This is a genomic window from Bacillus xiamenensis, from assembly GCF_000300535.1.
Lineage (GTDB): Bacteria > Bacillota > Bacilli > Bacillales > Bacillaceae > Bacillus > Bacillus xiamenensis.
The window spans coordinates 26,692-50,929 of the sequence record NZ_AMSH01000020.1 but is presented as its reverse complement, the minus strand read 5'-3'; the positions used below and the strand labels follow the sequence as shown (position 1 = coordinate 50,929).

At 41.3% G+C, this 24,238-nt stretch carries 22 protein-coding genes and 1 pseudogene; 20 read left to right on the top strand and 3 right to left on the bottom strand.

Going from position 1 to position 24,238, the window contains the following annotated elements; translation table 11 throughout:
* Positions 1 to 164: 164 nt before the first annotated feature.
* Positions 165 to 606: pseudogene (locus tag BA1_RS18675) on the bottom strand (DUF2188 domain-containing protein).
* A 160-nt stretch (positions 607 to 766) separates the two neighbouring features.
* Here BA1_RS18675 and BA1_RS08720 point away from each other — a divergent pair.
* From BA1_RS08720 to BA1_RS08655, 14 genes are all read left to right on the top strand, one after another.
* A complete protein-coding gene (locus BA1_RS08720) occupies positions 767 to 1,240 on the top strand; it encodes a VOC family protein (RefSeq protein ID WP_008357884.1) in 474 nt (157 codons plus the stop codon).
* Positions 1,241 to 1,288: 48 nt separating this feature from the next.
* Positions 1,289 to 1,702 (top strand): Rrf2 family transcriptional regulator, encoded by a 414-nt coding sequence (locus BA1_RS08715; protein WP_008357882.1) that lies wholly within the window; start codon positions 1,289 to 1,291, stop codon positions 1,700 to 1,702.
* A 135-nt stretch (positions 1,703 to 1,837) separates the two neighbouring features.
* Complete coding sequence (locus tag BA1_RS08710) at positions 1,838 to 2,689, top strand: SDR family oxidoreductase (protein WP_008357881.1); 852 nt, start codon at positions 1,838 to 1,840, stop codon at positions 2,687 to 2,689.
* A gap of 189 nt (positions 2,690 to 2,878) precedes the next feature.
* Positions 2,879 to 3,595 (top strand): (Fe-S)-binding protein, encoded by a 717-nt coding sequence (locus tag BA1_RS08705; RefSeq protein ID WP_008357879.1) that lies wholly within the window; start codon positions 2,879 to 2,881, stop codon positions 3,593 to 3,595.
* Positions 3,596 to 3,616: 21 nt separating this feature from the next.
* Positions 3,617 to 5,041, top strand: coding sequence for a LutB/LldF family L-lactate oxidation iron-sulfur protein (locus BA1_RS08700; protein ID WP_008357875.1), 1,425 nt, complete (start codon positions 3,617 to 3,619; stop codon positions 5,039 to 5,041).
* Positions 5,038 to 5,760: a LutC/YkgG family protein gene (locus tag BA1_RS08695; protein WP_008357873.1), complete on the top strand. Its 723-nt coding sequence runs from the start codon at positions 5,038 to 5,040 to the stop codon at positions 5,758 to 5,760. Before BA1_RS08700 ends, BA1_RS08695 begins: the two co-directional genes overlap by 4 nt.
* 136 nt (positions 5,761 to 5,896) lie before the next feature.
* A complete protein-coding gene (locus tag BA1_RS08690) occupies positions 5,897 to 6,805 on the top strand; it encodes a DMT family transporter (RefSeq protein WP_008357871.1) in 909 nt (302 codons plus the stop codon).
* A gap of 314 nt (positions 6,806 to 7,119) precedes the next feature.
* Entirely contained in the window at positions 7,120 to 9,336 is a 2,217-nt protein-coding gene (locus BA1_RS08685) for an RNA ligase (protein ID WP_008357870.1), read from the top strand.
* Positions 9,337 to 9,400: 64 nt separating this feature from the next.
* On the top strand, positions 9,401 to 10,111 hold the full coding sequence (locus BA1_RS08680) for a DUF421 domain-containing protein (RefSeq protein WP_008357868.1): 711 nt from the start codon (positions 9,401 to 9,403) through the stop codon (positions 10,109 to 10,111).
* A 230-nt stretch (positions 10,112 to 10,341) separates the two neighbouring features.
* Positions 10,342 to 10,920, top strand: a complete 579-nt coding sequence (locus tag BA1_RS08675) for a TetR/AcrR family transcriptional regulator (protein WP_008357865.1) — start codon at positions 10,342 to 10,344, stop codon at positions 10,918 to 10,920.
* A gap of 21 nt (positions 10,921 to 10,941) precedes the next feature.
* On the top strand, positions 10,942 to 14,085 hold the full coding sequence (locus BA1_RS08670) for a bifunctional cytochrome P450/NADPH--P450 reductase (protein WP_008357863.1): 3,144 nt from the start codon (positions 10,942 to 10,944) through the stop codon (positions 14,083 to 14,085).
* A gap of 253 nt (positions 14,086 to 14,338) precedes the next feature.
* The gene (locus tag BA1_RS08665; protein ID WP_008357861.1) at positions 14,339 to 16,360 is read left to right on the top strand and encodes a glycosyltransferase family 39 protein; all 2,022 of its coding nucleotides are present in this window, start codon (positions 14,339 to 14,341) and stop codon (positions 16,358 to 16,360) included.
* Between the two features lie 186 nt (positions 16,361 to 16,546).
* A complete protein-coding gene (locus BA1_RS08660; RefSeq protein WP_008357859.1) occupies positions 16,547 to 16,981 on the top strand; it encodes a NucA/NucB deoxyribonuclease domain-containing protein in 435 nt (144 codons plus the stop codon).
* Between the two features lie 143 nt (positions 16,982 to 17,124).
* Positions 17,125 to 17,973, top strand: a complete 849-nt coding sequence (locus tag BA1_RS08655; RefSeq protein WP_008357857.1) for an STAS domain-containing protein — start codon at positions 17,125 to 17,127, stop codon at positions 17,971 to 17,973.
* Between the two features lie 32 nt (positions 17,974 to 18,005).
* On the opposite strand, the gene BA1_RS08650 is transcribed toward BA1_RS08655, so the two are convergent.
* Positions 18,006 to 18,548 (bottom strand): IseA DL-endopeptidase inhibitor family protein, encoded by a 543-nt coding sequence (locus BA1_RS08650; RefSeq protein ID WP_008357856.1) that lies wholly within the window; start codon positions 18,546 to 18,548, stop codon positions 18,006 to 18,008.
* Between the two features lie 296 nt (positions 18,549 to 18,844).
* Here BA1_RS08650 and BA1_RS08645 point away from each other — a divergent pair, with 296 nt between their 5' ends.
* The gene (locus tag BA1_RS08645) at positions 18,845 to 19,294 is read left to right on the top strand and encodes a hypothetical protein (RefSeq protein WP_008357854.1); all 450 of its coding nucleotides are present in this window, start codon (positions 18,845 to 18,847) and stop codon (positions 19,292 to 19,294) included.
* A 46-nt stretch (positions 19,295 to 19,340) separates the two neighbouring features.
* Here BA1_RS08645 and lexA read toward each other — a convergent pair whose 3' ends face one another.
* Positions 19,341 to 19,961: a transcriptional repressor LexA gene (gene lexA / locus BA1_RS08640; protein ID WP_003212311.1), complete on the bottom strand. Its 621-nt coding sequence runs from the start codon at positions 19,959 to 19,961 to the stop codon at positions 19,341 to 19,343.
* 159 nt (positions 19,962 to 20,120) lie between these two features.
* On the opposite strand from lexA, the gene yneA reads away from it, so the two are divergent.
* The 5 genes from yneA to sirA all read left to right on the top strand — a co-directional run bounded on the left by yneA (position 20,121) and on the right by sirA (position 24,233).
* A complete protein-coding gene (gene yneA, locus BA1_RS08635; RefSeq protein ID WP_008357852.1) occupies positions 20,121 to 20,432 on the top strand; it encodes a cell division suppressor protein YneA in 312 nt (103 codons plus the stop codon).
* A gap of 17 nt (positions 20,433 to 20,449) precedes the next feature.
* Complete coding sequence (locus tag BA1_RS08630) at positions 20,450 to 21,097, top strand: YneB family resolvase-like protein (RefSeq protein ID WP_008357850.1); 648 nt, start codon at positions 20,450 to 20,452, stop codon at positions 21,095 to 21,097.
* A gap of 69 nt (positions 21,098 to 21,166) precedes the next feature.
* The gene (locus BA1_RS08625; RefSeq protein WP_008357847.1) at positions 21,167 to 21,397 is read left to right on the top strand and encodes a DUF896 domain-containing protein; all 231 of its coding nucleotides are present in this window, start codon (positions 21,167 to 21,169) and stop codon (positions 21,395 to 21,397) included.
* A 187-nt stretch (positions 21,398 to 21,584) separates the two neighbouring features.
* Positions 21,585 to 23,588 (top strand): transketolase, encoded by a 2,004-nt coding sequence (tkt, locus tag BA1_RS08620; protein WP_008357846.1) that lies wholly within the window; start codon positions 21,585 to 21,587, stop codon positions 23,586 to 23,588.
* Positions 23,589 to 23,786: 198 nt separating this feature from the next.
* The gene (gene sirA / locus BA1_RS08615) at positions 23,787 to 24,233 is read left to right on the top strand and encodes a sporulation inhibitor of replication protein SirA (RefSeq protein WP_007499339.1); all 447 of its coding nucleotides are present in this window, start codon (positions 23,787 to 23,789) and stop codon (positions 24,231 to 24,233) included.
* Positions 24,234 to 24,238 lie beyond the last annotated feature (5 nt).

Sequence of the window (24,238 nt, the reverse complement as noted above, 5' to 3'; positions counted from 1 at the left end):
CAAATAAAGCCCATATTCATCACTCCATCGTTATAGAAAACCTTTGAAGTCTAGGAAAGACGAGTACCGGCGCGGAGCGAATTTGATATTCGTGAGCACAGGCACGCAGGACTGACAAAGAATGCGAGGGTTTGTCTACACGCTAAGACCGCCAAAGGGCGGTCTTATTTTGGCCGAATCACATCCTGAATCGTCCCGTCTTTACGGTGGATGACAACAGATGTGCCTTTTTCGTTGAGATGTCTTTCGCTCGGTCAATTGCTTCTTGTTTCGTGTCTTTCACCTCACTTGCACGCTTCGCTTTTTCAGTTTGAACCGCCCAGCCTTCATCATGTTTCACGACATGCTGCGCATGGTCCATGAGCTCTGGTCTTGCAGAGGTGCTTTTCTTTGAAGGCATCACAGAACCATGAGAGCAAAATCTTCCATTTCTTTCTTCGCGGCATTCTTTTTCCACTCTTTTGCTTGATTGATCGCAATTGGAATGGCTCTATCTTCTTCATAGCCCTCCTGCATCATTTTATTGGCAATCTCCAGCGCCTTCTTTCTTACGACTGTTTCCAGCGATTGAAATGAATCAGGATCATCGTTCATTGTCCAAGGCATAGCGGACGCTCCTTCCTTTTAATTGAGCAATTTCCCGCATCACGATTGAACCAAACATACAAGTCATTTCAACCAAATGGCTGGGATAAAATACATCGTTTTGCTGAGGCAGAATGTTTTCAATTCCCGCAAAATAGAAGGGAGTAAAGGAGTGATAGAAATGATGATGAAAGGCTTGTATGAAGCACATTTACCTGTCAGTGATATCAAGGCATCCATTTCTTTTTTTGAAAAATTGGAATTAACGCTTGCTTATGAAAATGAAAGAGTGGCATTTTTATGGATTGAGAAAGGAAAGACCTGGCTTGGCATATGGAAGGCCGATATGTCCACTATCCCATATCATCCAGCGACTCGACATGTAGCTTTTCAAATTGAAACATCCAGCATTGAACAGATCAAAGCTTGGCTGATAGAAAAAGGGATCAGCATTCATCCGATGTTTGGCTTTTCGGAAGAGCAGCAGCCTCTAGTTCTCGATAATCCGCCACAATTTCATGCTGCTATTTACTTTCTTGATCCAGATGGAAATCTGCTTGAATGCATAGCACCGCTTGAAATTGATGCAGTAGAAAATAACGACATGATGACATATAAAGATTGGGTAAGAAAGAAAAATCCGTTTATTGATTGACAAATCCCTTCATTGTAACTATATTGATTACAACGGTGGTGAAGGATTGTGAAACAAATTAGCAGCAGGTATACGATTGCTGTTCATATTTTGTCATTTATTGCGGGTGTTCCAAAGGAGTGCACAGGAGATTTTATTGCAGAAAGTGTCAATTCAAATCCTGTGATTGTGCGAAAGATAATGGCTATGCTGAAGCGAGCAGGTCTGATTGAGATTCGCCGCGGAGTAGGCGGTGCTTATTTAAAAAGACCGGCAGAGGCTATCACATTGCTTGATGTGTACCGGGCTATGGATGTAAGCGCAGATGAACAGCTATTTAACTTTCATCAGCCAGTCATTGCATGTCCAATTGGTCAAGCCATGGATACGAGACTGCGGCAAGAACTTAAAGAAGCACAGTCCGCACTTGAGCATCATCTTAAACAAGTGACAATTAAGCAATTATTAATCGAGGCGGATTAGAAAAAGCTCATACACAGAGCTTTTTTTATCCCTTTGTTATAACCATTTTGGTTATAACGGATGCTCTGATACAAGAAACCAGCTGCTTCATGCATGAAACATCACCGCCTAACGAAAAATGAGGAGGTTAAATTAATGACATTATTAGTGACAGGTGCAACAGGACAACTTGGATCGCTCGTCGTCAAACATTTACTGGCGAAAGTACCAGCTGAACAAATTGCGGTCAGTGTTCGAAATCCAGAAAAAGCAGTGCATTTAAAGGAAGCAGGGGTGGATGTACGTAAAGGTGACTTCACTCAGCCGGACACACTGCAATCGGCATTTGAAGGAGTTGACCGTCTATTGATCATTTCAACGGCTGATGGAGATCGCGTCAAGCAGCATACAGCGGCCATCGAAGCGGCAAAAGCAGCAAATGTGTCATTTATTGCTTATACAAGTGTGGCGAATGCAAGAGAGAGTCAGCTTGTCCTTGCAAGTGATCATGCAAAAACAGAAGAAGCCATTTTGGCCTCTGGCATTCCTCATGTATTTTTAAGGAACAATTGGTATTTAGAAAATGAAAAAGACACGATTCTGGCGTCAGTCAGCGGTGCGCCATTTTTAAGTCCTATTGGCGAAGGAAAAGTCGGCTGGGCTACGAGAAATGATTATGCAGAAGCGGCAGCCAATGCGCTAACACTGCCGGCACATGACAAAGACATATATGAATTGTCAGGACCGCTTCGGACGCACACTGAACTTGCACAAATGGTCAGTAAGGTGAGCGGTAAAGACATCAAAGTAGAAAAAATAGATGTAGACACATTTGGAGAATTTTTAGCTTCAAATGGTGTACCGAAAGAAGCTGTGCCATTTTTCAAAGCCATTCAAAGTGGAATTCGTGATGGTGCCTTAGCGGTCGAAAGCAATGATTTCGAAACATTATTAGGCCGCTCTTTAACACCTATTGAAGAAGCAATCAGTGAATTGATTTCAAAATAAACATCAAAAAAACGCCCGGTCAAAAGGGCGTTTTTTGCTGCAGCAATCAGGGGATGATGTCCAAACTTTAGACAAATCACTGCATTGAAATTTCAGAAAATTGGGATTAAAATGAAATGAAGGTTAATGATTTAGTTAGTAGATGACCAGATTTGAAATCAAGTGCAGCAGAAGAAGGGAAGTTCGCCAATGAGAGTCAGTTTATTCGTTACCTGTTTAATTGACACCCTCCAGCCTCATGTAGGAAAGGCGACAGTTGAGGTGTTAGAGCGGCTCGGTGTGGAAGTGGAATTTCCGGAGAGTCAGGTGTGCTGCGGACAGCCAGCTTTTAACAGCGGCTATAAACAAGAAACCATAAAAGCAGCAAAAAACATGATCAAAGCTTTTGAATCAGCTGAATATGTCGTGACACCATCAGGTTCTTGTAAGGCGATGTTTTTAGAATATCCTCATCTTTTGAAAGAAGATGCAGTGTGGTCAGCGCAGGCTGAGGCGCTTGCTGCGAAAACGTATGAATTAACGGAATTTATTGTTGATCTATTACACGTAACAGATGTAGGTGCGAGTCTGAAAGGAAAAGCTACCTATCACACCTCCTGTCATATGACGAGACTGCTTAGAATGAAGGAAGCGCCTTTTACACTGTTGTCAAATGTCAAAGATCTAGAGATGGAACCATTGCCTCACGCAGAAAATTGCTGCGGGTTTGGCGGGACCTTCTCTGTTAAAATGGCACCCATTTCTGAGCAGATGGTCGACGAAAAAGTACAAAACATTGAGGAAACGGGCGCTGAATATATCATTGGTGCTGACTGTGGATGCCTGCTGAATATCGGCGGAAGGCTGAATCGTCTTCATAAGCCAATCAAAGTGATGCATATCGCAGAAGTTCTAAATAGCCGCTGACACAAAGAGGGGGAACGGCACATGAGTATGAAAATTGGAGAGAAGGCTTTTAAAGAGCGGATCAAAGAAGGATTAGAAGACACTGTGATGAGAGGCGCTGTTTCTTCAGCACAGGAGCGCCTGTATAAAAGACGGATGACTGCAAGTGAAGAGCTTGGAAACTGGGAAAAGTGGCGTGAGCTTGGTGAGGACATCAGACAGCATACACTTGCACACCTTGATGAATACTTATATCAATTAAGCGAGAGCGTGAGTGAACGTGGTGGTCATGTCTTTTTTGCAAAAACAAAGGAAGAGGCAGCAGCGTATATTCAAGATGTGGCACAACAAAAAGCGGCCAAAAAGATCGTGAAATCAAAATCAATGGTCACAGAAGAAATTGAAATGAATCAAGCGCTTGAAGAGCTTGGCTGTGAGGTCGTTGAAAGTGATCTAGGAGAATATATTTTGCAGGTAGATGATCATGAACCTCCTTCACATATCGTGGCACCGGCTCTACATATGACGAAAGAACAAATACGGGAAGTATTTCATGAAAAGCTCGGATACGACATGTCAGAGACCCCTGAAGAAATGACGAAATTTGTGAGAGCTTTGCTAAGAGAAAAATTTCTTGAAGCAGATATTGGTGTAACGGGCTGTAACTTTGCTGTGGCTGACACCGGTTCGATTTGTCTTGTAACGAATGAAGGGAATGCGGATCTTGTCACGTCCATTCCAAAGACACATATCGCAGTCATGGGGATGGAGCGGCTTGTGCCAACGATGGAGGAACTAGATGTCCTTGTTGGTCTTTTGTGCAGAAGCGCAGTCGGTCAAAAGTTAACAAGCTATATCTCTGTCGTAGGACCAAGAGAAGAAGGAGAAGTCGATGGGCCAGAAGAATTTCATTTGGTCATTGTGGATAACGGACGGTCACATATATTAGGGACGGAATTTCAGCCAGTACTGCAATGTATTCGCTGCGCGGCTTGTATCAATGTATGCCCCGTTTACCGGCATGTAGGCGGACATTCATACGGCTCAATTTATCCGGGTCCGATCGGTGCTGTTCTCTCGCCGCTTCTTGGCGGCTATGATGACTACGAGGAGCTCCCTTTTGCATCAAGTCTTTGCGCAGCCTGTACGGATGCTTGTCCAGTGAAAATTCCCCTTCATGAATTATTAATCAAACATCGACAAGTCATCGTTGAAAAAGAGGGGAGAGCGCCTAAAGCGGAAATGATGGCCATGAAAATGTTCGGAATGGGGGCATCGACTCCCGCCATGTATCAATTCGGAACAAAAGCGGCCCCTGTTTTGATGAATCGTATGGCTTCAAACGGACAGATTTCAAAAGGAGTGGGTCCTTTAAAGAATTGGACAGATATTCGTGATCTCCCGGCTCCAAGTAAAGAAAGATTTCGAGATTGGTTTAAAAAGAAACAAAAGGAGGAGCGGCAATGAAAGGAACCATTTTTCATCGAGATACGTTTTTAGCTCATATCAAGCAGCAATTAGGCAAAGGCTCCTCTGCGCCTACATCTATTCAGCGTCCAGTATGGAAACATCAAGTCAACTGGGAAACAAGCGAATTTCTGTCTAAAGAAGAATTGGTGGAGCAATTGAAGAAGCAATGTCAGCAAATTCACACAAGAGTGCTAGAAACAACGCCAGATGAAGCACCCTCTCTATTCCGATTATTGATGACAGACTATGGAGAAGGTTCTGTGATGACGTCGAGCGATCGTCGTTTTTCGCAATACGGATTTGATGCTATGTTGGAAGGCTTGCAAAAAGAAGGAATCACCGTCACGAGCTGGGGGGAAGATGCAACAAGAGATGAAAATCTAAGGCTGGCAGAACAAGCGAAATATGCAGTTGTGTTCAGTGATTACACACTTGCAGAATCAGGCACAGTTGTCCTTTCATCCCATCATGGTCAAGGGAGAGCGCTTCATTTTTTACCAATGATGTATATCGTTTGTATCGAAAAAAGCACGATTGTTCCAAGAATGATTCACGCCGTTTCGGCTCTTCATCGCTCAGTTGAGGAGGGGGTGCGGGCGAAAGGAGCCATTCATTTTATATCAGGTCCGAGTAATTCTGCCGATATTGAAATGAATTTAGTGGTCGGTGTTCATGGTCCGGTTCGAGCTGTTTATCTATTAATAGATGATGAATGAGGGCTTTTGTGATGAAAGCCTTTTTACTCTTTCACAAGTTTTAAAAAATCATCTTGCTTCTAGGCGAATGGACATAGTAAGATGACGACATAAAAGGTGAAAGGTCATCTACTGCTGATGCAAAGGAAGCTTACTGATGGAAATGAAAACAACTGCTCCAAATAAGTCAATTGCGGTACCGCTTGTGATATCCATTATTGCCATTTCGTTTTCTGCAATCATTGTAAAATGGTCAAGTGCTCCTGCTGCGATTTTAAGTATGTATCGAATGCTGTTTGCGGCGGCTCTCATGCTGCCGTTTATCCTTCCAAGAAAAAAAGAGTTTCTCTCGATAAAGCGCAGAGACTGGTTTTTCTTATGTATGTCAGGCTTCTTTTTAGGGCTCCATTTTGTCTTGTGGTTTGGCTCACTGAAGCTGACGACAGTGGCAAGCTCTACGATCATCATCGCTCTTCAGCCGATGGTGTCATTATTAGGCGGATTTCTCATTTTCCGTGAACGAACAACGAAGTCCGCCATATTTACAATGTGTGCGGCAATTGTTGGTGCACTGATGATTGGATGGGGAGATATCGGGCATAGCCAGAAGGCCATCACAGGAGATATATTATCCTTTCTAAGTGTGATTGCAGTTGTTTGTTATTTATTAATAGGTCAACAGGCTGTGAGAAAAATATCTCATTGGATTTATAGTTTTTGTGTGTTTGGTTTTGCCGGTCTTTTTTTAATTTTATTTAACCTGCTTCAGCATACGCCATTCACAGGCTATGCAGAGAAAGAATGGGGAATTTTTATCCTGCTCGCCATTATTCCTACCATGTCCCATGTCATTAATAACTGGCTGTTAACCTATGTGAATGCGACGACCATCTCCATGAGTATTCTCGGTGAACCTGTCGGAGCGACGATACTGGCTGTTTTCCTGCTCGGAGAGAAAGTTACGTTGCTACAAATGTTCGGTGGTCTTCTTGTCCTGTTAGGTGTCTTTTTCTTTTTGATGCAGCAGCGTCAAGGAATCATAATGAAAACAAAAAAATCCGGTTAAGCCCCGGATTTTTACTCTTTTCAATTATTTTTTTCAATGACTTTGTTTCATCTCGTCTCGACTTTCTTCAATTCTAATTGTTTTCTTCTTATCATTCGAAATGCGATGACTAGGATGGTCACGATAAATGCGATGAATAAAAGAGAGAACATCTGAAATAGGATATCCCCCGTGTTGAATACAAGACTCTCTTCATGAGACGTGTATAAAATCTCCTTTTTCTATCTATATATTACCATAATCATTAAAAGATTGATATTTATCCATAATTTCTCTATAATAGGTGAAATATCACTCATTAAAGGAGAACCAATATGAGAACTTTAGTCCTTTTACGAGGCCTACCAGGTGCAGGTAAATCAACATGGATCAAAGAGCAAGGCTTAGAGCCATATACATTATCAGCTGATCAGATCCGTCTGTTAACCCAGCCGCCGCAGTTATCAGTCAATGGGAAACCGGAAATTACAAGCAAACATGATCATAAAGTCTGGTCTTTATTATTTGAATTGCTCACAGCCCGAATGGAACGCGGAGACTTTACTGTGATTGACGCAACACATGTCACAAGTAAGTCGATTTCTCAATATAAGTCATTAGCCACTTCGTATCGTTACAGAGTGTATGTCGTCGATTTTACCCAAGTTCCTCTTGAAACAGCCCTGCTACAAAATCGCTCACGAGAACCGCACAAAGTGGTGAAAGAGACGGTGTTGTATCAAATGAATGAACGGTTAAAAACGGAGAAGGTCCCGTCATGGGTGACCGTTTTACAGCCTGAGGAATATCCGCTCGTGATGACCTATCAGCCTAGAGCTTTTGATCAATATGAGGCGGTTCATGTCTTCGGTGATATTCATGGGTGTTATACAGCCTTGAATACTTATCTGCAAGGAGACATTAAAGAAAACGAGCTTTATATTTTCGCAGGTGATTTGCTTGATAGAGGCATAGAAAACAAGGAAGTTTTAGCATGGATGCTTGCGCATAGAGAATGCCGAAATGTCATTGTAATTGAAGGAAATCATGATCAGCACCTTTACCGGTTTGCACATGGAGAAAAAGTAAGAAGCAACATGTTTAATCGGCATACTGCGCCTGAAATTGAGGTAGCAGATTTTGATCTAAAGGAAGTAAGAAAGTTTGTCAGAACATTTCATCAGCTTACTTATTTTACGTACCACGGACAGACATATCTTGTCACCCATGGCGGACTCGCTCATTTGCCAGAAGAGCTTCTTCATGTCTCAACCCAGCAGCTCGTTCACGGAGTTGGTGAATATTCAGATGACATTGACCACTTATTCGTTCAAAACACAGCTGGATTAGACATCATTCAAATTCACGGGCATCGCAATTTATACAGACTGCCTATACAAGCGGCAGAAAGGTCTTATAACCTCGAAGGTCAGGTTGAATTTGGCGGACAGCTGCGTGTGTTAAAAATCACAGCTGACGGGATTGAGACACATGAAATTGATAATCCTGTTTACAGAGCATCTGAAAAAAAGCAAGCGGTCTCTGTTCAACCAGATATGACGCTTGAGGAATTTTTAGCGCACTTAGACCAGCATGAATATGTACAGGAATTAAAGCTGCCACACGATATTTCATCCTTTAATTTCACGAAGAAGGCTTTTAGTGAACGGCAATGGGATGGCGTAAATGTCAAGGCACGAGGTTTGTTTGTGAATATGACTTCAAAGCAGATTGTGTCTAGAAGTTACAATAAATTTTTTAATATTGATGAGCGTCCTGAAACAAAAATGCAGCATTTGGTCAATCACCTTCAATTTCCTGTTACGGTCTATGATAAAGCAAATGGATACTTAGGAACGGTTGGATTCAACGAATTAGAAGATGAGCTGGTGTTTACGTCCAAATCGTATACATCACATGTGAAGAAAAATCAGCATGCTGTCTGGGTCGAAGAATTATTTTATAAAACCTTTGATGATGTGCAGGTCGACTATATCAAATCATACGTTCGTGACCATCATGTATCTCTTGTATTTGAAGTCATTTTGCCAGAGAAAGACCCACATATTATCTCATATGATCATGACCAACTTATTTTACTGGATATTGTAAAGCGTCAGCTGAGCTATGAAAAAGCGCCATTTGCTGAAGTGAAAAGACTAAGTGAACAGCTTGGCATGCGCTGCAAACAGGAAGTGGCAGTGTTTCATGATTGGACGTCTTTTTATAAATGGTATCAATCTGTATCACATGACAACTCAATCAAAGAAGAGGGCTATGTCATTGAGGATGACCGCGGCTTTATGACGAAACTAAAGCTTCCTTATTATCATTTCTGGAAGCAGATGCGCGCCGTTAAACAGCGTGTTGCCGAGAAACGCTCCACGCATAAATATATGCAGGCTTTACAAACGGCAGAGCAAGCAAGGTTTTATACGTGGCTGCTGAAGCAAGATCCAGTGAATGTGAGAAACTGCTCAATTATTGAGCTGCGTTCACAATTTGAGCAAACTGATGCAGCCCATTTGAATAATGACGGAATAAATGCATAGTCTAAAAAAGAGTCTTTTCTAAAGAAAAGGCTTTTTTTCATGAAATGGAAAGGTGGAAGCTTAAATGCCAGATCATATTGAAGTGATTCTTCGAACCATGTTTGCTTTTGCTATTTTATTTGGAGGAGCTCGTCTTCTTGGAAAGCAAACCATTGCGCAAATGAATATTTTTGATTTTATTGCAGCTATCAGCTTAGGTTCAATTGCGGCGAACCTGGCGTTTAATACCACGCTTCCGCTTCATCACACAACCATTTCTTTTGTGTCTCTTGTTATCATTATTTATGTCATTTCTTTGCAGGCTTTAAGAAGCCGGAAGATGAGAGGATTTATGGCCGGTAAACCAACGCTTGTGATTCAAAATGGCAAAATTCTTGAAGAGAATATGAAGGGAATGAGATATACACTTGATTATTTAAACCAGCAGCTCAGAGAAAAGAATGTGTTTGATATTAGTGAAGTTGAATTTGCGATGATCGAGACAGATGGACATATGTCAGTCAAAAAATACCCTTCATTTGATCATGTCACGCGAAAAGATCTGAACTTGTGGATGAAAGCAGAGCGTTACATGCCAATTGAAGTCATTATGGACGGAAAGCTCATTTTGAAAAACATCCATGAAAACCAATTAACGGAGCAGTGGGTACATGAAGAACTTCAAAAAAGGCAGCTGTCTTTAAAAGACGTGGTATATGCCGTCCGTTCAAGTGATGGCAGCTTATATATTGATACATATGACGATGACATTCATTCTCCAATTGACCAAGAATGAGCATGTAGTACTGAGGACACCTGTAAGTCACAAACCTGCTCATCTTTATAAGTCCTTTGGATGCCATCTGACTAGGTACGATTTCTTAATTATTATTATTTTCTGAAAATGTAGTGACGAAGAAAAATAAGTATGTTTAAGTATAAATAGAAGGAATTAGAATATCAATATAATATACATCAAACGGAATGAACATTCATTCCTAACGAAATCCAAAAGGAGAGGATGAAATGCCCGCAGTGACTGATAAACAGGAGCAGATTATGAAGGCTTCACTTGACTTATTTATTGAACGAGGCTTTGATGGCACCACGATGCCGATGATTTCAAAAAGAGCCAACGTTGGAGCGGGAACCATTTATCGTTATTTCGATAGTAAAGAAGCACTCGTGAACATTTTGTACCAGCGAAGCCTCACTGCATTTATCGACAAAATGAACACAAACAGTCCAGATCCAAAATCAAGTATCAGGGCCTATTTTAAGCATGTTTTTTATTGCTTGGTGCGCTTTACAAAGGAGAATCCAAGTGGCCTTTATTTCTTAGAAATTGATAAACGGTCACATTACTTAGATGAGACGAGTAAAGAGAAAATGCAGCATTTGTTAAATGAGCTATTCCTCATCTTTGAAGAAGGCAAGAAGGATGGGATACATCCGAATCTATCGGGGCGAACCATTTTATCCATTGTATTTGGCGCTTTTGTCCAGCTTCATAAACAGATTCTTGCAGAGGAAAAAGAACCAACCATTGAATTTTTAGAGGAAATTGAGGAATGCTTATGGCGCGCCATTAGCGTTGCAACTTAAAGAAATAAAGGAAGTGGGCATATGCATCAAACATCAATCATTCCAAAACCGAAAACATACGGACCTTTAAAAAATATTCCCCTTTTAAAAAAGGGAGAGCTTTCTCAAACCTTTTGGCGCTTGGCAGATGATTTAGGGCCGATTTTTCAGTTTGAATTTACTGGTCAAACAAGTATTTTTGTTTCAAGCCATGAGCTTGTCAGCGAAGTGTGTGATGAGAGTCGATTTGATAAATATATTGGGATCAGTCTCGATAAAGCCAGAGCCTTTGCAGGGGATGGCCTTTTTACAAGCTGGACTGAAGAACCGAACTGGCGAAAAGCTCATCAAATATTAATGCCAGCTTTTAGCCAGCAAGCAATGAAAGGGTATCACGAGATGATGCTTGATATTGCCTCGCAGCTTGTACAAAAATGGCAAAGAACCGGCCGAGATGAAGAAATTGAAGTAGCAGAAGACATGACAAAGCTCACTTTAGATACGATCGGGCTATGCGGCTTTGATTTTCGATTTAACAGCTTTTATAAGGAAAACCAGCATCCATTTATCGAAAGCATGCTGAAAGGTTTAAACGAAGCGATGGATCAATCGAGCCGATTGCCGATCGCAGATAAATTAATGATCAAAAGAAGAAAAGAATTTGAGCAAAATGTCGATTTTATGAAGCAGTTAGTAGATGACATAATTAGAGAACGGAAAACACAAGATCAAACAGGCGATGATTTGCTGTCCCTCATGCTGAACGCAAAGGATCCTGAAACAGGTGAGCGTCTATCAGATGAAAATATCCGTTATCAAATCATTACCTTTTTAATAGCAGGTCATGAAACAACAAGCGGACTTTTGTCATTTGCGATTTATTTCTTACTCAAGAATCCAGACAAATTAAAAAAAGCCGTACAAGAAGCGGACGACGTGCTGCAAGACGGGCTGCCGTCATTTAAGCAGATGCAAAAGCTTAGCTATACGCGTATGGTCTTAAATGAAGCACTGCGCCTCTGGCCAACTGCACCTTCTTTCTCCCTTTATGCGAAAGAAGACACAGTGATTGGAGGAAAATATCCGATTGCAAAAAATCAAAGTGTCAGCGTGCTGCTTCCTAAATTACATCGGGATCAAGCGGTTTGGGGAGAGGATGCAGAAGAATTCAAGCCCGAACGCTTTATGCATCCTGAAACGATTCCGCAGCATGCCTATAAACCGTTCGGAAATGGGCAGCGAGCATGTATTGGGATGCAATTCGCACTTCATGAAGCGACGATGGTTCTAGCGATGGTCCTGCACAACCTTGAATTGATTGATCATACGTCGTATGAACTGGATTTAAAAGAATCCCTAACCATTAAGCCGAAAGATTTTAAAATAAAAGTGCGGCCAAGAAAGCAGCAATTCTTTATGGCGCCTCCGAAAGAAGAACCGAAAAAAAGCACCGCATCTGCTGCATCAAAGGTAGCAAGTCATGGGACGCCGCTACTCATCTTGTATGGATCAAATCTTGGCACAGCAAAGCAGATGGCAAACGAATTTGCTGAAGACGGACAAGCAAAAGGGTTTGACGTGACAACTGCACCACTTGATGATTATACCGGAAAGTTACCAGAGTCAGGCGCTGTCTTAATAGTAACGGCTTCATACAACGGCCATCCGCCTGACGATGCGAAACAATTTGTGGATTGGGTGACGCAGGATGAGGAGCAGGATCTATCAAACGTGACATTTGCAGTCTTTGGGTGCGGGGATCGAAATTGGGCAAGTACGTATCAGCGCATCCCTCGTCTGATTGATGAAGCACTTGAAAGAAAAGGAGCAAAGCGTCTGACTGATATAGGCGAAGGCGATGCAGGCGGTGATATGGATGAAGATAAAGAAATCTTCCAGAAGACGGTCTTTGAAGACCTTGCAAAAGAATTCGATTTAACCTTGCAAGAGAAAAGTCAGGAAAGTCCAGACCTATCAGTTGTCTATACGAATGAGCTGGTCGAACGTCCTGTGGCAAAAACATATGGTGCTTTTTCAGCTGTTGTATTGAAAAATCGTGAATTGCAATCTGAACAAAGCGCTCGCCAAACAAGGCATATTGAACTTCAATTACCTGAAGGCAAACCATATAAAGAAGGAGATCATATCGGGATCGTGCCGAAAAATAGTGCCGCACTCGTTCAGCGTGTGACCAATCGTTTTAAACTAGATCCTCAGCAGCACATCATGCTCTCTTCTGCAAAAGAAGCAAGTCACTTGCCGTTAAATCAGGCAATTCAAATCAGAGAATTACTGGCTTCACATGTAGAGCTTCAAGAGCCTGCGACACGTACCCAGCTAAGAGAGCTTGCAAAATATACGGTTTGCCCGCCTCACCGTATTGAGCTTGAACAGATGGCAGGAGAAATCTATCAAGAAGCTATATTAAAGAAGCGTGTGACCATGCTGGATTTAATAGAACAATATGAAGCATGCGAACTGCCCTTTCATCATTTCCTAGCCCTTTTACCAGGCCTAAAGCCGCGTTATTACTCAATTTCCAGCTCGCCAAAGGTAGATGAAAAGAGGCTCAGTATCACTGTAGCTGTTGTAAAAGGCAAAGCATGGAGCGGGCGCGGAGAATACGCAGGCGTCGCATCAAACTATTTATGCGGCCTCCAAGAAGGAGAAGAAGTGGCCTGCTTCCTGCATCAAGCTCAAGGAGGATTCGAATTGCCGCCTTCCCCTGAAATACCGATGATCATGATCGGGCCAGGAACAGGAATCGCTCCTTTTAGAGGGTTTATCCAGGCAAGGGGAGAGTGGCATAATGAAGGGAAGCAGCTAGGTGAAGCTCATCTTTATTTTGGCTGCCGTCATCCTCATGAAGATGATCTGTATTATGACGAAATGCAGCTTGCAGCACAAAAAGGACTTGTCACCATCCACCGTGCTTATTCTCGTTACGAGGAGCATAAAGTGTACGTTCAGCACTTAATCAAAAAGGATGGCGTCAAGCTTATTGAATGGCTTGACCAAGGTGCCTATCTGTATATTTGCGGGGATGGAAAAGTCATGGCACCAGACGTAGAAGCTGCGCTGATTGACCTGTACATGACGGTGAAACAGTGTGAGAAAGACACAGCTGAGCAATGGCTGACTTCTCTTGAGAAAGACAATAGGTATGTAAAAGATGTATGGAGCTGACAAACAGTGAAGCCGCCAAATTGGCGGTTTTTTCTGTTTTGATAGATCGATTGCTAGAATGGATAGTTGGAAGATACAAAACACCTCATTGTCGGAGTTCATCATGCGGGTTATTCAAAAGCGACAGCTGCTTTTTTAGAATTTATCAACTATGCAAAAGCGTAATAAAAAAAGTTTCTTTTTTTATTCATCACTTTTTCATATTTAGAAGCTATGCTAAATGAAATAAATGAAAAAGAAAGAAGAGATATGAGTGAAAATTAGAAAAATAGATAGCATATTGATCATCATTTTACTTATTGCAGCGTTTCTCTACACTTATCAAATTTGGCAGAATGATAGTGCCAATCAATATTACTTAGCCGCTGTCAAAAGTATGTCCAAAAGCTTCCATCACTTTTTTTACGCTTCATTTGATGCATCTGGATTCGTATCAATTGATAAACCACCCGTCGTTTTATGGATTCAAACCATTAGCGCACTTATTTTTGGCTTTCATACATGGAGTGTGATTTTGCCGCAGGCGCTTGCTGGCATTGGTTCGGTTCTTCTTCTTTATATCATGATAAAACCGGTCTTTGGTCAAGGGGCTGCAAGGGTGTCAGCGGCAGTCATGGCTCTCACGCCAATTGCGGCAGCAGTTAGCAGAACCAACAATATAGACAGTATGCTCGTTTTCACATTACTCGCTGGTGCTTATTTCTTAATGCGTGCTGTCAAAAGCGGGAAGCTTCGCTGGCTAATCATGGCCTTCGTTTTAATAGGCATAGGGTTTAATATGAAGATGCTCCAAGCATATATGGTTCTTCCAGCATTTATTTTCTATTATGTTATCGCTGCTCGCGTACCGCTAAAAAAGAAAATATTATCTCTCCTGTGCTCACTGGTAGTACTTGCTTGCGTGTCTTTATCTTGGGCAGTTACTGTTGACATGACGTCTGAAAGTCAACGTCCATATGTGGGAAGCAGTCAAACGAATTCTGTGTTAGAGCTTGCCTTTGGTTATAACGGCACGGAGCGTTTACTTGGACAGACAACTGGCAAATCCTTTGGTGAGATGAATCAGCAAGCAGGTGCTATGATGCCAGACGGTTCAGGGGTAGGTGGAACGTCAGACGATCAATCAAATAGGAATCAGCAACCACCATCACAGAATCAAATGATGCCACCTCATCAGGGGGGAGCTGGTGGAACTCCGCCGGGCAATACTGTTAGTGGCCAAAGTATGAATATGTATGGAACTGGGAATCCAGGTGTATTCCGTTTATTTCAATCTGCATTGTCAGGACAAATCAGCTGGATGCTGCCGTTCGCCTTATTTGGACTGTTAGGAATGATCATCAGCTGGTGGAGGGACCGGAAATCTCAAGTAAATGAATGGAAAGTAAATGAATGGAAACAAACGTTATTTTGGACAGCATGGTTGATTCCTGCTGCTGGATTCTTTAGTGTTGCTAGTTTTTTCCATCACTATTATCTCATTATGCTTGCCCCGCCAATTGCTGCACTATGCGGTATAGGAGCCAAGAAGATGGGTGAGTTATTTACGTCACAAAAAGGAATATCCGCTTATCTGCTTCCAGCGGCCATCGCCGTTACAGGTATTTTCCAAGGATATATTTTGAGCAATTATACGACACAAATAAGCAGTGTCTGGATGTATACAATTGCGATTGCAGGTGTGAGTATCGCCATCTTATTGCTCATGTATAAAGAAAAACAATTGATCAAAAAACGGTTGATGATCATCGCAATGACAACCTTATTGCTAATTCCTGGTTTTTGGTCTGCGACGCCTATTATATATGGAGGGAACAGTGTTCTTCCTGAGGCCGGTGTTCAGCTGGCTAGTTCAAATGGAGGGAATATGTTTACATCTAGCGTTGATCAGGATCTACTCACTTATTTAAAGGCTCATCAAACAGGTGAAACGTATTTATTTGCGACGCTGACGACCGTTACCGCAGCGCCATATATCATTGACGAAGATGAAAATGTGATGGCTCTAGGCGGATTTAATGGGACGGATCCCATTTTGACTGTAAAGAAATTAAAAACACTTATTCAACAAGGGAAAGTGAAATACTTTTTATTACAAGACAATCAGTCATCAGGTAACAGCGATTTGGTCAGCTGGATCAAATCACATGGTACAGCCATCTCATCAGAAGAGTATAAGGACCAATCCTCATCCACTACAGAGGGGATGCCCTCTGGCATGAAAGGCATGTCTTCACAAAATGAAACATTATATAGAGTAGATGGAATATCCTAAATGATGCAAGGCGAAGGCGAATGATTTCTCAATCATTCGCCTTTTCTTATGGTTCAATTGATCGGCAGGCAGCTTCAGTTCATCTTTTTCACATGTCAACACTCAGCCACTCATACATTTAAAATGACTCATTTCCTTCAAGTCACGATCATTTCTTTAGAAGAAGTATGAGGAGGTCACGAGCTTTTGATGATGAGAAGAGGCTGGATTGCTGCTGTCGTCCTATGTTTTGTGATAGGGATAGGTGCGTTATTAGGTGGGACTGGTGAGAATCAGGCGGCAAAGGGTGCAGATCGATATGATCATGTCATTCAATTTCCAATGGAACGATATCCTGAAACAGGCGGTCACATTCAAGAAGCGATTCGGAAAGGGCATTCAGATGTGTGTACGATTGACCGAAACGGGGCAGATGCCCGCAGGCAAGAATCGTTAAAAGGAATTCCTACTAAACCTGGCTTTGACCGGGATGAATGGCCGATGGCGGTTTGTCTTGAAGGTGGAAAAGGTGCAAGCGTTCAATATGTCAGTCCATCAGATAATAGAGGAGCTGGCTCATGGGTCGGACATCAAATTAGCGGATATCCTGACGGGAAAAGAATTTTATTTATCGTGAAATAAACTTCGGCAAGAGGCTCTCGGCGAGGGGCCTTTTTTGTTTACAATCAGAGCGTATTCGAGTTAGCAAGGACAAAAGATTCAGTGGTACAATCATTCTAAGATACAAAGACTGACAAGAAGAAAATGTGAAGGGAACAATGCTTATGGAAAAGAACCGTACATTATACGATTTTTTCATGGAACATGCAGAAGAACTGACTGAGACATGGTATGAATCCATTGAGGATGATGATCCAGAATCGATTTATCGTTCAACGGATTCCAGCATCATAGCAGAGCTAAAACGACAAAATCAAGATTATTATCAGCATTTTATACGCGCTCTTATTGAAGACAAGTCGTATTTACATACGAAGTTTAAAAAATGGTCTGAAGACTTAGCAAGTGACCCGAAGCATTTAAATACGCCATTAGATTATGTCGTCAGAGAATATATGTCCAATCAAAGAGTGGTCCTTCATTATTTAAAAAAATTTATTAAACAGTATCAAGGTGATATTGATATTGACCGAATCTTTTATTGGTATGATTTAATATCCGAGGCGTTTAACATGTCCATTCATGTGTTCATCCAGCAATATGTGAAAAATACAACCAAAAAGCTCGTTGCACAAAGAGAAATGATTTATGAGCTGAGTTCTCCTGTGATTGTGTTAAAAAGCCATATTGCCCTTTTGCCTTTAGTAGGTGACATTGACACAGCGAGAGCAAAGATCATATTAGAAAACACATTAAAACAATGTTCGCAAAAAGGTGTTCAGCATTTGTGCATTGATTTATCTGGTGTCGTCATTATTGATACAATGGTCGCACATCAAATTTTTGATCTTGTCACGTCACTGCGGTTAATCGGGGTTGAAACGACTATTTCGGGCATCAGACCAGAAATTGCTCAAACAGCTGTGCAGCTCGGACTTCCTTTTAATGAATTTCAAACGGCATCATCACTTGCTCACGCCTTAAACCAGATGACCGAATTTTCACCAATATAAAAACCAGGCCTGTTAAAAGGGCCTGGTTTTCTTTAGATCACAGCATCAATTTTTGTTACTTTCCAATTATTTTCTACTTTTTCATAAGTGACAGTGCGTTTTACTGTGCGACCATCAAGGGTTGGGACTGTGAATTCGTATGTGCGGATTGTATTTTTCTTAGACACAAGTTTTGGTGTTGCCTTATCCCAATCGAGCATGTTGTCTCCGTCACCGACTGGAACAGCCATTTTTCCATTATGAACAATGAACTGATAGTCTTTTAAACCATAAGTGATGGCTTCTTTTGTGAAAACTTGAGATAGATAGTCGTTTAATTTTTTCTTTGTATCTAATGTTTTAGACAGGTAGTTGTAAGTCATGTCTTTATAAGTAAATGATTTTAATTTGTAATCTGAATGTTCATTAATATTGTAGCCTGACATAGCACTCCAAAAGTGTTCTCTTGCATCAAGGGCAATATGTAACGCTTCTTTATTTGTCAGAGTGGCAGTTTTTTTGGAAGCGGCTAGTGTTGTTGTTTGTAAAGAGATCATCAGCATAATAGCGGTTAATAAAACAAATAATTTTTTCAAGGCGATTGCCTCCTTTTCTCAATGAAAACTTCTTATGTTACAAATGTTACAATAATTACATCGATATTACAAGAGTGAAACAAAAATGTTTTTTTATTTCTTTTCTTTCTACTTATATAACGTTTGAGGGAGACATAAAGTTTTCATTTTCTTATTTTTTATGGCTCATTATTATATAACCGTTCTAAAGAAGAACAAAACGTCTTTTGGAAAGATTTCGATTTGAATCCTCGACACTCTTTTTTTATGTATGACATATACTGTCGTGATGAATGTCTAAGAAAGTGGTGTTTAGTATGTATAATCCATATGAAGGTGTGTGGAATGGGAACTCATATGATCGGCAGGTACAAAGCTTGCCGTCGTTTCCTATTCCTCAAGTTGGAGGATTTCCCGGCTTACCAATCGGAGGAGGAGGGACTGGGCCAGGGCAAGGTTCAGGCGGGCAATCCATTCCGCCAGCTCCGCCGCAGCATATCATCTCGCAGTATCAGCAAGCAGTCTCTCAGCCCCAAAGTATGCAGCCGCTTATTGCAGGACAAAGTGTAGGCGGGGGCCCGCAAACTGTTCAATTTGCGGCGGGATGTAATAGAAGATGGACCATTGTATTCCTTAGAAACGGCCAAGTATTTTTAATGTATGTCATTTCCTCGCAACCTTTTGGCCGTACAACAGGCTTTATCTGGCCAAACTTTACATTTGGTTCCTTCCCAAGCTCAAGTATTCTTGCTTACTCTTGCTCATAAAAAGAAAGCCGGTTCTCATCAGCAGTTGATGAAATACCGGCTTTTTTTAATGAATGTTTCTAAATACGCCAATCACTTTACCTAGTATACTCACATTCTGTAAAATAATTGGTTCCATTGAAGGGTTCTCGGGCTGTAATCTAAAGTGCGTATCTTCTTTATAAAAACGTTTCACTGTTGCTTCATCTTCCTCTGTCATAGCCACGACAATATCGCCATTGTTGGCGGTACTTTGCTGACGCACAATGACATAGTCCTTGTCCAAAATACCTGCATCAATCATACTTTCTCCCATAATTTCAAGCATAAATACTTGTTCATCTGGTGCTGCAAAAGTTTCTGGAAGAGGGAAGTATTCTTCTACATTCTCAACAGCCGTAATAGGCAGGCCTGCTGTGACTTTTCCGATGACTGGGACGTTCATTACAGCGCTCTTTGGAATATTCATTTCTTCTTCATCTAGTACTTCTATCGCTCTAGGCTTCGTTGGGTCTCTTCTAATTAGACCTTTTGTTTCTAGTCTAGCTAAATGTCCATGGACGGTTGAGCTAGATGCTAGACCAACAGCTTCACCAATTTCACGAACGGATGGGGGATAGCCCTTGCTTTTTACTTCTTCTTTGATGAATGTCAGGATATCGAGTTGTCTTTTTGATAGCTTCGTCATCTTTTGCACCTCAAAACGTCAATTTTAAAGAAATTATAGCATGTTTTTCCTAACAGTACAAACATAGGTTCGAAAAAAACGTTTGACAGAAACGTTTGTTCGTATCTATAATGAGTGATAGAAAGAGCGAACACATATTCTGTTAGGAGAGATGACATTATGAGGTTAAAGGAATCGATTATTTTTATTGGGCTATTCTCGTTCATCGTTGGTATATTTCTCTCACTTATTGCGGTCACAAGCCATAATGATTCAAATCAATATGTTAAAATAGAGGTTCAATCAGGTGATACTCTTTGGGGATTAGCTGATCAAGTGAGTGACAGCAAATCAATCGATAAAAATGCTTTTATTGACTGGGTAACTGAACACAATGATCTTGCTTCAACTGACATCCAGCCTGGGGACATTCTTGTGATTCCAGTCAAAAAAGAGCACCCGGTTGTATATCAACTTGCAACAGTACAGTAGAAAGGCCGATTGAAGACATGAACGCATTGATTTATGCGAGAGTGAGCACTGTTAAAGAAGAACAGGAAACCTCGCTGAAAAGACAAGAAGAAGAACTGCTGGCTTTAGCTGCTTTACATAAGATGAATGTGGTCAAAGTCATTAAAGAAAAAGCAAGCGGATATGATCTTGATCGTGATGGTGTTTTTGACATGCTTGCTGCACTGAAAGAACAAGCAATAGATGCTGTTCTCATTCAAGATGAGACACGCCTTGGAAGAGGGCAGGCGAAAATCGCACTTCTTCATTGTCTTTTTAAAGAGAAGGTCAAGGTGTATAGCGTTTTTCATAGAGGAGAGCTTGAGCTTTCAGAAGCAGATGAGATGGTCATTGAAATTGTAGGCGTTGTGGAAGAATACCAGCGGAGAATTCATAACCTGAAAATTAAGCGGGGGATGAAAAAGGCTATTGAGCGCGGATATCAGCCTGAACTGAATTTGAAACACCAAGATCAGGCACCTGGCCGCGAGCGTATTGAAGTACCGATATCAGAAATTGTTCGATTAAGAAAAAACAAAATGACATTCGCTGAAATTGCAGTGACACTACAGGCACTTGGTTTTGACATATCAAAAGCAACCGTGCATAGAAGGTATCAAGAATACGAAAAAGGAATGACGACGTGAAGCGTGAATTGTTGTAAAAATGAATGATATTTAGTAGTATGTAGGGAAAATGCTTTAAAGGAGTTTGTCATGATTTCTAAAGAACAGCTTGCAAGAATAAATGCACTTTCAAAAAAGTCGAAAGAAGCCGGTTTGTCGGACGCTGAAAAAACAGAGCAAAAGCATTTAAGAGAGGAATATTTAAAAGCTTTTCGTTCTTCTATGAAAAATACACTCAAAACCGTAAAAATCGTTGATCCAGAAGGAAACGATGTTACACCAGAAAAATTAAAGAGAGAAAGAGATCGTAATCTTCATTAAGGTGATGATTTCTTGATTTTTGAAAAGATGGGAAAAAGATTCTCATCTTTTTTCATATTTGCATAAGTTTTTAGGTGATCGATAAACTAAATGTGACAAAATCCTTCTTTTTCAGCGTGAAATAGTTGTGAAAAAAGGACAGTAGATTTATGATAATGGTGTACACAAGATACGGAAGGGGATTTATATGGAAACGATTGAATTGAAATCTATTGCAACAATACGTACTCTCTCCATAGACGCGATTGAAAAAGCGAATTCCGGTCACCCTGGAATGCCTATGGGCGCTGCACCAATGGCATACGCTTTATGGACGAATCACTTAAACGTAAGTCCGCAAAATCCAAATTGGTTTAACAGAGACCGTTTTGTGTTATCTGCGGGACATGGTTCTATGCTTTTATACAGCATGCTTCATTTAAGCGGATACAACCTAAGTATTGAAGATTTAAAACAATTCCGTCAATGGGGCAGCAAGACACCTGGACATCCTGAATTTGGACACACAGAGGGCGTAGATGCGACAACAGGTCCTTTAGGACAAGGGATTGCTATGGCTGTTGGAATGGCACTTGCAGAAAGACATCTTGCAGAAACGTATAACAAAGACAACTTTAATGTTGTGGATCACTATACATACAGCATTTGCGGAGATGGAGACTTAATGGAGGGGATTTCCTCTGAAGCCGCTTCACTTGCTGGTCATTTAGGCTTAGGCCGTTTAATTGTTCTTTATGATTCAAACGACATTTCATTAGATGGCGACCTAGATCGTTCTTTCTCTGAAAATGTGAAGAATCGTTTTGAAGCCATGAACTGGGAAGTTCTTTACGTCAAAGACGGCAATAACATCGAAGAAGTGACGGCCGCGATTGAAAAAGCCAAACAAAGTACAGACAAGCCTACACTGATTGAAGTGAAGACAACAATCGGTTTCGGATCTCCAAACCGTGCGGGAACGTCTGGAGTGCATGGTGCACCGCTTGGCAGTGAGGAAGCGAAGCTAACGAAGGAAGCCTATTCTTGGACGTTTGAAGAAGATTTCCATGTACCTTCTGAAGTGTACGATCATTTCAAAACAGCAGTGAAAGACGCTGGCCAGAAAAAAGAAGCAGCGTGGAATGAACTGTTTGAGCAATATGAAAAAGAATATCCGGAACTAGCAGCTCAGCTGAAGCTTGCGATTGAAGGAAAGCTTCCTGAGAATTGGGATCAAGAGATTCCTGTTTATGAAGCAGGTTCAAGCCTTGCCTCTCGTGCTTCTTCTGGCGAGGTATTAAATGGCATTGCGAAGCAAGTCCCATTCTTTATTGGTGGATCTGCTGACCTTGCAGGATCAAATAAAACAACAATTAAAAATACAGATGACTTTGGCAGAGAGAATTATGCTGGCAGAAACATCTGGTTTGGTGTCAGAGAATTCGCAATGGGTGCTGCGCTAAACGGTATGGCACTTCACGGCGGTCTCCGTGTATTCGGCGGAACATTCTTTGTTTTCTCAGACTACTTAAGACCAGCCATTCGTCTTGCTGCATTAATGGGACTTCCTGTCACTTACGTCTTTACGCATGACAGCATTGCGGTTGGAGAAGATGGACCAACGCATGAGCCGGTTGAACAGCTTGCATCATTACGTGCGATGCCTAACCTTTCTGTTATTCGTCCAGCTGATGGAAACGAAACAGCAGCAGCATGGAAAATTGCTGTATCTTCAACAAATAAACCGACAGCACTAGTTCTTACTCGTCAAAACCTTCCAACGATTGACCAAGCACCAGAGAAGGCATATGAAGGAGTAGAAAAGGGCGGATATGTTGTCGTTGAAGCCGCTGATGCACAGCCTGAGGCACTTCTACTTGCTTCAGGATCTGAAGTAGGTTTAGCAATTGAAGCGCAAAAGGCACTTGAAAAAGAAGGCATCCGCGCTTCTGTTGTGAGTCTTCCTGCATGGGATCGCTTTGATGAGCAGTCAGATGAATACAAAGAGTCAGTCCTTCCTAAAGCAGTGAGAGCACGTATTGCAATAGAAATGGGTGCTTCACTTGGCTGGGAACGTTACACTGGCCTTGATGGCGACGTGATTGCAATTGATAAATTTGGCGCTTCAGCACCAGGTGAAACCATTATTGAGAAATACGGATTTACTGTCAGCAACGTGGTTAGCCGTGTGAAAGCAAAGCTCAATAAGTAATCAATCTCCAAGCATCATGCTTTTTTGCACCCAGTTTGCAGAGCTTTTCTATACGCTCTGCAAACTTTTTTCTTTTTTCTTGTTTTTTTGACAAAACTAGTTTGTTCTTGCTTCATATATAGACAATTCTTTCTTTCACATTTTTGTATAATACAAGCAATAAGCGAGATTGACGAAATGTGAAAGGAAGGGATAGACATGGAACGCCATTATTATATTTATTGGATTGAGGATGAGTTTGCTCATCATTATTTTGGCAGAGAATCTATTTTGTTTCATTTGTTTGAATCGTTGCACTGGACAAACCGCAGTGATGACGAGTTAGTCATGCTTGTTAAGCAAGTGGATTACGTAACGAAACGAATCCCTGCTTTTCATATGCATCAGCGTTTAATGAACAATTTAACGAACATTCACTATACACAAATAGGCTCGATTTATAGTGCATCGCTGCCAGATGGAAAAGGAACGGCTGCATTCATCATTAAAGACCGTTATATTCAAATGTCTGCTACCGGCAGTTATGAGGCGGAGGCGGTGTTTTTTGAAGTACTGAGAAAAATTAGTCCTTGCTTTCTGGCTATGGACTTTGGCTCAAAGAAGCACGGGTGGCTCAATCCGGTAAAAGTGAGGAATTTTGTTTAAAAAAA

What these genes read in the sequence shown, in the direction of transcription:
- BA1_RS08680 (WP_008357868.1), top strand. Translation starts at nt 9,401, where the DNA reads ATGCCAGATCATATTGAAGTGATTCTTCGAACCATGTTTGCTTTTGCT.
- BA1_RS08710 (WP_008357881.1), top strand. Translation starts at nt 1,838, where the DNA reads ATGACATTATTAGTGACAGGTGCAACAGGACAACTTGGATCGCTCGTC.
- BA1_RS08675 (WP_008357865.1), top strand. Translation starts at nt 10,342, where the DNA reads ATGCCCGCAGTGACTGATAAACAGGAGCAGATTATGAAGGCTTCACTT.
- BA1_RS08705 (WP_008357879.1), top strand. Translation starts at nt 2,879, where the DNA reads ATGAGAGTCAGTTTATTCGTTACCTGTTTAATTGACACCCTCCAGCCT.
- BA1_RS08685 (WP_008357870.1), top strand. Translation starts at nt 7,120, where the DNA reads ATGAGAACTTTAGTCCTTTTACGAGGCCTACCAGGTGCAGGTAAATCA.
- BA1_RS08720 (WP_008357884.1), top strand. Translation starts at nt 767, where the DNA reads ATGATGATGAAAGGCTTGTATGAAGCACATTTACCTGTCAGTGATATC.
- tkt (WP_008357846.1), top strand. Translation starts at nt 21,585, where the DNA reads ATGGAAACGATTGAATTGAAATCTATTGCAACAATACGTACTCTCTCC.
- lexA (WP_003212311.1), bottom strand. Translation starts at nt 19,961, where the DNA reads ATGACGAAGCTATCAAAAAGACAACTCGATATCCTGACATTCATCAAA.
- BA1_RS08655 (WP_008357857.1), top strand. Translation starts at nt 17,125, where the DNA reads ATGGAAAAGAACCGTACATTATACGATTTTTTCATGGAACATGCAGAA.
- BA1_RS08695 (WP_008357873.1), top strand. Translation starts at nt 5,038, where the DNA reads ATGAAAGGAACCATTTTTCATCGAGATACGTTTTTAGCTCATATCAAG.
- BA1_RS08630 (WP_008357850.1), top strand. Translation starts at nt 20,450, where the DNA reads ATGAACGCATTGATTTATGCGAGAGTGAGCACTGTTAAAGAAGAACAG.
- BA1_RS08625 (WP_008357847.1), top strand. Translation starts at nt 21,167, where the DNA reads ATGATTTCTAAAGAACAGCTTGCAAGAATAAATGCACTTTCAAAAAAG.
- yneA (WP_008357852.1), top strand. Translation starts at nt 20,121, where the DNA reads ATGAGGTTAAAGGAATCGATTATTTTTATTGGGCTATTCTCGTTCATC.
- sirA (WP_007499339.1), top strand. Translation starts at nt 23,787, where the DNA reads ATGGAACGCCATTATTATATTTATTGGATTGAGGATGAGTTTGCTCAT.
- BA1_RS08645 (WP_008357854.1), top strand. Translation starts at nt 18,845, where the DNA reads ATGTATAATCCATATGAAGGTGTGTGGAATGGGAACTCATATGATCGG.
- BA1_RS08690 (WP_008357871.1), top strand. Translation starts at nt 5,897, where the DNA reads ATGGAAATGAAAACAACTGCTCCAAATAAGTCAATTGCGGTACCGCTT.
- BA1_RS08670 (WP_008357863.1), top strand. Translation starts at nt 10,942, where the DNA reads ATGCATCAAACATCAATCATTCCAAAACCGAAAACATACGGACCTTTA.
- BA1_RS08700 (WP_008357875.1), top strand. Translation starts at nt 3,617, where the DNA reads ATGAGTATGAAAATTGGAGAGAAGGCTTTTAAAGAGCGGATCAAAGAA.